Source organism: Vibrio sp. 10N.247.310.17, assembly GCF_041466605.1.
GTDB classification, from domain to species: Bacteria; Pseudomonadota; Gammaproteobacteria; order Enterobacterales; family Vibrionaceae; genus Vibrio; species Vibrio tasmaniensis_A.
Genome location: NZ_JBFSTC010000126.1, coordinates 1 through 10,494 on the forward strand (window position 1 = coordinate 1; position 10,494 = coordinate 10,494).

The 10,494-nt window shown below is 44.6% G+C and carries 10 protein-coding genes; 8 read left to right on the top strand and 2 right to left on the bottom strand.

Annotated elements, in window-relative coordinates; translation table 11 throughout:
* Positions 1 to 248: 248 nt before the first annotated feature.
* A complete protein-coding gene (locus AB6D80_RS22810; RefSeq protein ID WP_371702356.1) occupies positions 249 to 1,007 on the top strand; it encodes a YdcF family protein in 759 nt (252 codons plus the stop codon).
* A 192-nt stretch (positions 1,008 to 1,199) separates the two neighbouring features.
* On the opposite strand, the gene AB6D80_RS22815 is transcribed toward AB6D80_RS22810, so the two are convergent.
* Together AB6D80_RS22815 and AB6D80_RS22820 are read right to left on the bottom strand one after the other, a co-directional pair.
* A complete protein-coding gene (locus AB6D80_RS22815; RefSeq protein WP_004734880.1) occupies positions 1,200 to 1,721 on the bottom strand; it encodes a DUF2058 domain-containing protein in 522 nt (173 codons plus the stop codon).
* 192 nt (positions 1,722 to 1,913) lie between these two features.
* Positions 1,914 to 2,957: an AraC family transcriptional regulator gene (locus tag AB6D80_RS22820; protein WP_372189682.1), complete on the bottom strand. Its 1,044-nt coding sequence runs from the start codon at positions 2,955 to 2,957 to the stop codon at positions 1,914 to 1,916.
* 169 nt (positions 2,958 to 3,126) lie between these two features.
* On the opposite strand from AB6D80_RS22820, the gene AB6D80_RS22825 reads away from it, so the two are divergent.
* The 7 genes from AB6D80_RS22825 (at position 3,127) to purT (ending at position 10,301) form a co-directional block, all read left to right on the top strand.
* Complete coding sequence (locus AB6D80_RS22825) at positions 3,127 to 4,140, top strand: DUF2804 domain-containing protein (RefSeq protein ID WP_372189684.1); 1,014 nt, start codon at positions 3,127 to 3,129, stop codon at positions 4,138 to 4,140.
* Between the two features lie 87 nt (positions 4,141 to 4,227).
* Positions 4,228 to 5,076 carry a sterol desaturase family protein gene (locus AB6D80_RS22830; RefSeq protein ID WP_372189686.1) on the top strand — a complete coding sequence of 283 codons (849 nt, stop codon included), beginning with the start codon at positions 4,228 to 4,230 and terminating at the stop codon, positions 5,074 to 5,076.
* A 206-nt stretch (positions 5,077 to 5,282) separates the two neighbouring features.
* Complete coding sequence (gene sbcB / locus AB6D80_RS22835; protein ID WP_372189688.1) at positions 5,283 to 6,707, top strand: exodeoxyribonuclease I; 1,425 nt, start codon at positions 5,283 to 5,285, stop codon at positions 6,705 to 6,707.
* A gap of 25 nt (positions 6,708 to 6,732) precedes the next feature.
* Entirely contained in the window at positions 6,733 to 7,104 is a 372-nt protein-coding gene (locus tag AB6D80_RS22840; RefSeq protein WP_041472826.1) for a CidA/LrgA family protein, read from the top strand.
* A gap of 2 nt (positions 7,105 to 7,106) precedes the next feature.
* Entirely contained in the window at positions 7,107 to 7,784 is a 678-nt protein-coding gene (locus tag AB6D80_RS22845; RefSeq protein ID WP_372189690.1) for an LrgB family protein, read from the top strand.
* A gap of 286 nt (positions 7,785 to 8,070) precedes the next feature.
* Positions 8,071 to 8,958 carry a cytidine deaminase gene (cdd, locus tag AB6D80_RS22850; RefSeq protein ID WP_017059133.1) on the top strand — a complete coding sequence of 296 codons (888 nt, stop codon included), beginning with the start codon at positions 8,071 to 8,073 and terminating at the stop codon, positions 8,956 to 8,958.
* A 167-nt stretch (positions 8,959 to 9,125) separates the two neighbouring features.
* Positions 9,126 to 10,301 carry a formate-dependent phosphoribosylglycinamide formyltransferase gene (purT, locus tag AB6D80_RS22855; protein WP_017059132.1) on the top strand — a complete coding sequence of 392 codons (1,176 nt, stop codon included), beginning with the start codon at positions 9,126 to 9,128 and terminating at the stop codon, positions 10,299 to 10,301.
* Positions 10,302 to 10,494: the final 193 nt, after the last annotated feature.

The window sequence follows — 10,494 nt, forward strand, 5'->3', positions numbered from 1 at the left end:
CACAACGGTATGCTAAGAACAAAAATGCCGTTCACTCTTAAGTGAACGGCATTAATGCACATGCGTCGGTTTTTTATTGCTTATTAGTTTTGTTTATTACTTTACGACCATCCACATTCTATAACGCAAAACTCTATATTTGTTCAATAGTACAATAAGTTAGCCATGAAACATCAGCCAAACTGATATATGATGCACCGCTTCAATATGTCACATCATTCTGGCACCCGTTCGATAACAGGATCCTCATGAGCTTTATTATATTATTACTTCTAGTCTTCGTTGGCGTTACACGTTTATTTCAGTGGCGAAAAACCTCTAGTTTTATCAAACTTCTTCTTCTCTCTTTATTTATATTGATTGGTTCGGGTTTAATCCCTCGCTATCTACTAAACGACCTGCAAGCCAATTATGAGCGCAAACCTGACATTCAGTGGACCTCTCACAATGCCATTGTCTTGCTTGGTGCTGGTACTCAACTCATCGCAAGTACACAAGAATTTGAGCCGACCTTTTTCTCGTTCGGTCGCATCAATGAAACGGCAAGCCAATATAAAAACTGTGCGAAGGCTCAAACCATATGCAAAGTGATTGTTAGTGGTGGAGATGCACAAAATAATGGTGTAACCGAAGCGGAAGTTTATCAACAGCAGTTGCTTAGACTCGGCGTTCCACTAGCCGATATCATTCAAGAATCGAATAGCGTCAACACTTGGAAAAACGCGCAGCTCACCAGTGACCTAATGAAGCATCACCAGTTCGACAACATTGTTCTTGTTTCATCAGGCCTACATATTCGTCGTAGTGAACTCTACTTTAATCATTTTGGATTAAACGTCGTCCCAGTACGAGCCGACTACATGGCTGCTCAAATTTCATGGTTACCATTATGGTACAACTTCGCAGTTACAGACTTTGCATTGCATGAACAATTGGGTTTTGCTCGTTACAACCTTTACAACTTTATGGGTTGGAACAGCAAACGTGAGAAGCCCGGTGACGCCTGATCGCTTCAACCATGATCTAACTAGTTAGTTATTTAGTTATTTAGCTATTTGGCTATTTGGCTATTTGGCTATTTGGCTAGTGGTCATTTAGTATCTAGAAGATTCACAGCTCATAAACAAAAAATGCAGCCACAATCGAAGGATTGTCAGCTGCATTTTTAATTCGTGCTTCTACTCAATACTAACGGGCAATTACCACATTAGGTCATCTGGGATAACGAAGTCTTTGTACGGGTCATCTTCATCTACTTCATCAGAGCTTGAAGCTTGAGTATCAACAATAGATTCTTCGTCACGCATCGCGATCTTGTTCGCTACCGCAGTAGGAATAACAACATAGCTTTCGCCTTGACGCGCGATACTTAGAATACCTTTACTTAGTTGCTTTTGAGTCAGATCTTCTACGTAAAGGTATTTAACTAGCGTACCATCGGTGAAGTTGTATTTGATCTCACCATTCTTCTGTTCTATCTTGTTCATCTCAATCAGTTGCTTCACTTGAGCTTTAATTTCTTTGCTCAACTGCTGTTCTTTCAACTGTTGGTTTAACTCTTTGTCTTTCGCTTGCTGCGCCAGTTTAGTTTCTTCTGCTGCCGCTTTTGCTTCACGAGACTGAACGCGAGACTTTTTAGAGCCTTTCTTCGCCTTCTTTAATTTTTTCTCATTTACCAAGCCAGCTTTAAGCATCTGCTCTTGGAGTGTTAACTTTGCCATGACTTTCCCAGTTCAGGATTAAAAACGGCACTATCATACCTGTTTTTGAGGTTTCTGTTTACTGAACAAGAGTAAATTACAGAACAATCGCAAAATTTGTGCTGATAGATCTAAGCTGTCGCCATATTCCCTTCTTGTTGCTCAGAACCTCCACTTTTCCACGAAATACCGTTTATACGCACATCGAGCCAATTACCCAGAAGCACTCAATCTGCCACGAAACTGTGCCGGTGTTTTATTTAGCCAGCTTTTGAATGCTCGTCTGAAATTTGCCGGGTCGCTATAACCGAGCCTTTCACCGATGTCATCGATACTCATGGTTGTGCCGAGTAACAGCTCTTTGGCCAGTTCCACTCTAACTTCGGTAAGCAATATATGATAACTGGAATCATGGGTCACTAGCTCTCTCCTGAGCGTACGAGAGCTACACCCAAACTCATCCGCGAGTTGCTCTATATTCGGGAAACTGCCTGCGGTTTGATAAAAGATCGTTTTGATCTGGTTAGTCAGCAGGTGCTCAGAGTCCAGCGTTTCGACTATCGACTGGCAAGACGCAAGATAGCGCTTCAGTGTCGCGGCATCATGAGTCAATAAGGTTTGTGATAAAACCGAGGCATCAAAACGCAGTTCACAATGGCTTTGCTCAAAAATCACCGGGCACTGGAAACGGTCGTCATAGAGCTTGGCGTAGTTAGGGCGAGCATAAGGCAAAGCCAAAGTATGAATATCCAACTCATGACCAGTCAGTTCTTTGAACAAAGAGACGATTGAACTTAAGAAATATTCACTGCAGAAAGGAAGGAGATCACCCACTTCCAAGGTGTTCTCAATCTGAATCACCGCTTGCTCGGAATCTAGAAATAATTTAACCGAGAAAATAGGACCGTTCAGACGCAGATATTTAAAGCCCGACTTGATGGCCTCCCCGACATTTTGACTGGTCGATAGCGCATAACCCAACACACCAAAGTGGCTCAAGCTAGCGTGTTCCCCCAGCCAAAGCCCTAAGCCATCGTGAGGAAAGCTCTGATTCGCCGCGCTAAATAACGAAAGCTTGTCAGCGTAAGTCAACTTTCCATTCCGGTCTCGCCAATCCATGTTCGGCAAACCCACATCATTGAGTAACCTTTCAATATCGAGACCTCGTTGCTCTAACGTATTCAACAGCAGCGCGATATCTAATGTACCCAACTGATGCCGATGTCCGGTCGGCTTATACTCCGCGATAATCTCCAATCGTCTCTCCTTATATCGAGCCCATTCCCATAAACATGACTACTCAGCTTCAACAACACTACTGACAAAATCGTGATTGGTAACGCGCTCTTGTCCGAATATGACCTCCCAACTCTACGCTACTCATCGCACAATGGCTTTAGTTGTTAAATTTATGTGAACTATCGCAATGATAAAAACGAATCCTGCTCCATACAGTTTGATTGATTCTAATGGTCAGCCGATCATTGGGCATTTCGATGGCATCCCAAAGCACCTGAACATCGAGAACTTTGACTACCGAAACTCGATGGATGCAAAAGCAAACTCTTGGCAGAAGCACTTCCACTACAAGCAATTTCAATTTGTCAGTATCGTCACCGAAACGCACATTATCGGCGTGGCAATCGCGGATATTCGCTACTTAGGCTCGGCATTTTGTTATCTGTACGATATTGAAAACAACCATCTAGAAGAGTCATCTTGGTTGAGGCCATTAGGGTTTGATAAACAAGTTACCGCTTCGCCATTTGACGGCACGACAAACATTGCAGGCCAAAGCATCATCTTTAATATTGAAGGCGGACAATGGCAAGTTCGATTGAATACCATACTCATCAAGGCCGATATCGCTTTAGAGCCTGAAACCGACAGCTTGCCCATGGCGATGTGCAGCCCAACGGGTTATTCAGGTTGGACTTACACTCAAAAGCACAATGCTTTGCGCATCAGCGGTGAAATCCAAATCAAAGGAGAATCACTCGTTCTCCAACAAGCTCGTGCCGGTTATGACTTTTCAGCGGGTTACATGAGGCGTGAGACCAGTTGGCGCTGGGCAAGTATCAACACGCAATCCAATGGCACAGATATTGGCCTAAACCTCGCGGCGGGCGTGAATGAGACTGGAGGCTGCGAAAACGTGTTATGGGTCAATGGAACCAGACACTTGCTTAACCCGGTACAGTTTACGTTCAGTCGCCAAGACACGAACTTGCCTTGGCAGATAACATCACAAGATGAACGTATAAACCTGACCTTTACGCCCTTAAATAACCGCAGCGAAAAGCTCAATTTATGGCTGTTAAAGAGTAACTTTCGTCAGTTCATTGGTCACTTTTCTGGCTCGATTGAAGACAACAATGGAGTGACACATCAACTCGATGGTGTTCTTGGCCTAACAGAAGATCACTTTGCTCGCTGGTAACGTAATTCTGCTGATTGAATCTCAGGCGAGCAAGTCTAAGTAAACTTGATACTAAGAACGCGTATAGCGTCTCAACAAGGATAAAACATGAATATCGACGCATTAATCAATCACCCAGAATGGCTACTGCTGGTATTAGCGCCCTTATTCGTGGTGTGCATGTTGGCTGAGTATTTTATCGGTCAGAAGCAAGGTCGATTGCCAGATAATTCCAGCTATAAACTTTCAGAAGTGATGTGTAACTTCACGCTTGCGGGAATGCATCAACTCTCCGATTTGATCACCGGGTTATTGGTCGTGCAGTTGTATCTCTTGATGTTTGGTTGGCGTTTAATGGACATCGACATGGGCGTGCTGAGTTTCATTGTGTTGATGGTGTTGCAAGACTTTTGCTATTACTGGTTCCATAGAGCAAGCCATCGTGTTCGCTGGATGTGGGCAGCACACGTCGCGCACCACAGCTCAGAACAGATGAACTTCAGTACGGCTTTCCGTCAAAGCTTAATGTACCCACTTGCTGGGATGTGGCTATTCTGGGTACCGTTGGTCATCATAGGTTTTGACCCTAAATGGGTCATCTTTGTGGTGCTTCTGAATCTAGGTTTGCAGTTCTTTGTCCATACACAATGGATACGAAGCTTAGGACCACTTGAATACATCTTTAACACCCCATCACACCACCGTGTGCATCACGGCAAAAACCCGCAATACATCGATAAGAACTACGCCGGTGTTTTGATCATTTGGGATAAGTTGTTTGGTACGTTCGAACCTGAAGTTGAAACTGTACGTTACGGTGTCACCAAGCCGGTAAACAGTTCTAACCCGATAGTGGTCACCTTTCAAGAATGGAAGGCCATATTCAAAGATTTGAAGAACCGAGAGCTAACCATGAAACAGAAAGTACGATTGATACTCTCACCCCCATCGGATTAAACGGACGATAGACAGATTGTATTAACTAAGATACCGCCTCAACTGGATTCAAAGACATCCCCACCGACTCGATTGAATAGTAAAGCACCGTTTTCCGACAATTTATTTGTGATCTGGGTTGCACGCGTACCGCATACTATCAGATACTGAACAAAACTAACCTTCAGCCACAGTAAACGTTCTGCGCTTGCTGTTCAGGAATTTCAATGAGTTCAGATAATCAGCCGACCTACTTCTTTTTCGATTACGAAACGTGGGGCGTTAACCCAGCAAAAGACCGTCCGAGTCAGTTTGCGGGTGTTCGTACCGACCAAGATTTCAATGTTATTGGAGAGCCTCTGGTTATCTATTGCCAACCCCCTGCTGATTACCTCCCTGCGCCTGAAGCTGCGTTGATCACCCGTATCACACCACAGAAAGCGGCTTCACAAGGTCTCCCTGAGCCAGAGTTTATCGCTAAGATCCATGCTGAGTTGGCGAAACCAAACACCACAAGCCTTGGCTACAACAGTATCCGGTTCGATGATGAAGTAACGCGTTACACCTGTTACCGAAATTTCATTGACCCATATGCGTGGAGCTGGCAGAACGGCAACTCACGTTGGGATCTATTAGATGTAATGCGCGCTGTTCACGCACTGCGCCCTGAAGGCATTGTTTGGCCAGAGAACGAAGAAGGTTATCCAAGTTTCAAACTGGAACACCTATCTGTGGCAAACGGCATTGAACACGAGAACGCGCACGATGCGATGGCCGATGTTATTGCGACCATCGAGTTAGCAAAGAAGCTTAAAGCTGCACAACCTAAGATGTTCGATTACCTTTACAACATGCGTCATAAGCGTAAGCTAAATGACCTAGTTGATATCGTAAACATGACACCATTGATGCACGTTTCGGGCATGTTTGGCCGTGACTGCAACTACACAAGCTGGATTGTGCCTATGGCTTGGCACCCAACTAATCAAAATGCGGTTATCGTGGTTGATTTAGCTAAAGATCCAAGCCCACTACTAGAACTGGACGCTGATGAACTCAGAGACAGACTCTACACCAAACGCAGTGAACTGAGTGAAGACGAGCTACCCGTACCCATCAAATTGGTTCAACTGAACAAGTGCCCTATTCTTGCTCCAGCCAAAACGCTGACGGCTGAAAATGCCGAAACCATCGGTATCGATCGCCAACAATGCTTGAAGAACTTGGCCCTGTTGCGCGAACACCCAGAGATCCGCGAAAAACTCATTGGCCTGTACTCTCAAGAGCGCGAGTACGAAAAAAGTGATGATGTTGATACCCACCTTTACGACGGTTTCTTTTCACCTGCTGATAAAACAGCGATGAACATCATTCGCGAAACTGACCCAAATAACTTGGCAGCTTTAGATATCACCTTCGGTGATGAACGTATTAAACCGTTACTGTTCCGTTACCGTGCTCGTCATTTCCCATGGACGCTCGACGAAGCTGAGCAATTGAAATGGGCGAACCATTGTCGTGAGTTTTATGAAAGCCGTTTAGAAGAGTACATGCTCAACCTTGAAAACCTCGCGCATGAACATGAAAGTGACGAGAAGAAAATGGCTATCTTGAAGGCGGTTTATCAATACGTAGAAAAGTTAGCTAGTTAATTCCATTATCAAGAGACGTAACACTTTGAAAGAAAGATTGATCCAACTGGTTTACTGCTTAATCTCCTTCACCTTAATCATAGGTGCACTTACAGTAGGTAACGCGTTACAGCACTTTTTGGATACCTCAATCCCAGGCAGTATTTTTGGCATGTTGATTCTGTTTGCTGCCATGGTGATTGGTATTGTTCCTTCGCACTGGGTACAACCCGGTGCAAGCTTGATTATCCGCCTAATGATCTTACTGTTTGTTCCGATCAGTGTTGGGTTAATGGATCACTTCGACATGCTCATCACGAACGCATTGCCAATTATGGCCAGCGCCGTTGGTGGCACGTTGCTGGTGTTGGTGTCCTTATCATGGTTTTTAGACCGCTTGCTTTCGAGAGGTAACTGATCATGTGGATTCTACTCACCATCGTGGTATTCCTGTTTGCTCGCTGGGTAAGTCAAAAAGTAAACTCACCGCTGTGTAACACCCTGCTGATCAGCATTGGTATCATCATTCCGATACTCACGTTCTTCAAAGTACCGTTTGAGACTTACTATGCGGACAATACCTGGATTACCTACATGCTGCAGCCCGCGGTAGTTGCCCTTGCTTATCCGCTTTATGAACAGCTACCTCAAATCAGAGCCAACTGGCGCATCATCACCTTTGCTTGCACACTAGGCAGTGTGATGTCGATGACAACGACAGCATTGATCGCTGTGGCTTTTAAAGCAGACTTAAGTTTGATTGCGAGTTTATTAGGTAAGTCAGTCACCACACCAATTGCGATGGAAGTATCGAGCCATTTAGGTGGTGAAGCAGCGATTGCGGCAATACTGGTATTGATTGTTGGTCTGTTTGGGGCGATTTTTGCTTACCCAATCTACAATCTCATTGGTATTAAGAGCCCTATTGCCCGAGGTTTAACCATGGGTACCGTATCTCACGCTTTAGGCACTGCAACTTGTGCTGAAAAGAATCAGGAAGATGCAGCATTCAGTTCTTTGGCTCTTGTGCTTTGCGGCGTCATTACCTCAATCATCGCACCGAGTATATTTTCGCTCGTGGTTTGGTTCTATTCTTAACCTAAACGATCACTACGCGATCCAGCCCAACCAGAATGCTGTTTATTACAGTGTCTGTTTGGGCTTTTTATTCGCATTTATTTATCAATAGCAGCCAAATCGCGCCCTGTTTAGGCCAATAAATGGGATATCAATGGTAGTTTTTACTCTTGCAATCGATTTCATCTGTGACCTCACTCTAATTATGCAAACCAATGTAACAACAACAACGCAGTGGTGATCAATGTCACAGAAAATTCCTGAGCAATGCATAAACTTAAAGCCTAAGGTCAATTAAGGATTCAACATGAACAGTCGTATTACCCTGGCGCTGGAAAGTGCTCCATCATCAATGAAAGCGCTTTTGAGTGACATCGTATTAGCAGACAACTTTGACGCGACATTGTCTCCAGAACAATTTGCGAGCCTACTGCAAGCAAGTGGTCTAGCGGATGACGAACTACGTATTGCGCTACTTCCTTTTGCCGCAGCGTATTCTTACGCTCCGTTATCTGACTTTTATGTTGGTGCAATCGTGCGTGGTTTGTCTGGTACTCTGTATTTTGGTGCAAACCTTGAAATCGCTGGTGCTCAACTTGGTCAAACCGTTCACGCTGAGCAATCTGCAATCAGCCACGCTTGGATGAAAGGCGAACTAGGTATCTCAGATATCACCATCAACTTCAGTCCTTGTGGTCACTGTCGTCAATTCATGAACGAACTGACAACAGCAAAAGAACTTAAAGTTCAGCTGCCACAACGTGATGAAATGTCTCTGCAAGAGTACCTGCCAGACTCGTTCGGCCCTGCTGATTTAGGTGTGACAACAGGCCTAATGACAAAGCTTGATCATAAGTACACGACCGAAGAAACAACGCCTATTGTTGTAGAAGCGCTAGCAGCACTAAACCGCAGCCATGCTCCTTACACCAAAAACCTAAGTGGTGTTTCACTACAACTCACGTCAGGTGAAATTTTCACGGGTGCTTACGCAGAAAATGCGGCGTTCAACCCGAGCCTACCACCCCTTCAAGTCGCGTTGATTCAACTTAAACTGGCTGGCTTCGATTTCGAACAAATTGAAAGTGCTGCTTTGGTTGAAATCGCAGAAGGTAGCATCAGTCACCTAGCGGATACGCAATCTACATTAGAAGCGATTAATCCCGACATTCCAGTGACTTACTTAGCAATATAAGTACATCTGATTAACAAAAATTTAAATAAGCAGCCCTATTTAACAGGGCTGCTTTTTTTATACCTGTAATTAAAGCAACAACTTGCGCAAACGTTTGCTTTTGTCATTGAAATAAGTATGATCACCCCGTTTTCAATCAATCGTTCAAAAGATCGGAAGGAATTTCTATGTTTGGTACTGCTACTCGTGAAAATGCTACTCGTGTACTTCTATTAGGTTCTGGTGAACTCGGCAAAGAAGTTGCTATCGAGTGCCAACGTTTAGGTTTGGAAGTTATTGCTTGTGACCGTTATGCAGACGCACCAGCGATGCAAGTTGCGCATCGTAGCCATGTATTAGACATGTTAGACGGCGATGCACTTCAAGCGATCATTGAACTAGAAAAGCCAGATTATGTGGTTCCTGAAATTGAAGCTATTGCCACCAGCAAGTTGGTAGAGCTAGAAGCGCAAGGCTTAAATGTCGTTCCAACTGCGAATGCGACCAAGCTAACGATGAACCGCGAAGGTATCCGTCGTCTAGCTGCAGAAGAGTTGAAACTGAGCACTTCTCCTTACCGCTTTGCAGACACCTTTGAAGATTTCTCAGCCGCTGTTGAATTCGTCGGTATGCCTTGCGTTGTTAAGCCAGTAATGAGCTCTTCAGGTAAAGGTCAAAGCGTTATCAAAACAGAAGAAGACATTCAGAAGTCTTGGGACTACGCACAAGAAGGCGGTCGTACTGGCGCGGGCCGTGTGATCGTTGAAGGCTTCATCGACTTTGATTACGAAATTACGCTACTTACCGTTCGCGCAGTCGACGGTGTTCACTTCTGTGCGCCTATCGGTCACCGCCAAGAAGACGGTGATTACCGTGAATCATGGCAGCCACAAGTGATGTCAGACAACGCACTTAAAGCCGCGCAATACACGGCTGAACAAGTGGTTAACGCACTAGGTGGTCACGGTATCTTTGGTGTCGAGCTGTTTGTTAAAGGCGATCACGTTATCTTCAATGAAGTATCCCCTCGCCCACACGATACTGGCTTAGTCACATTGATGTCTCAAGACTCATCTGAATTCGCACTGCACGTACGCGCCTTTACCGGTATGCCGATCAAATCTATCACGCAATACGGTCCATGTGCATCAGCGGTTATTCTAGGCCAAGGCACTTCAACCAACATTCGTTTTGAAGGTCTTACAGAGGCGCTAGACGCACCACAGACGCAAGTTCGCTTGTTTGGTAAACCTGATATCGATGGTCGCCGTCGTTTAGGTGTGGCGCTGACTCGTCGCAACAGCACTGAGACTGCGATTGAAGATGCAATTGAGAGTGCTTCTAAAGTAAAAGTAATTTACTAACTGTTAATTACCATTTTCTAGCTAATGACAACTAGACTACTAATTGGTAACGACTAACTCAGATCTGAACCATTACGTTCTCGCATCTGAACAATCACGAGTTCAAATATGAACAATAAAAAAGACGGGCTATCGAGCCTAATGCCGATCGTTTAAGAAGACTTGAACGATCTTGCAGTTAGCAGATAATCCC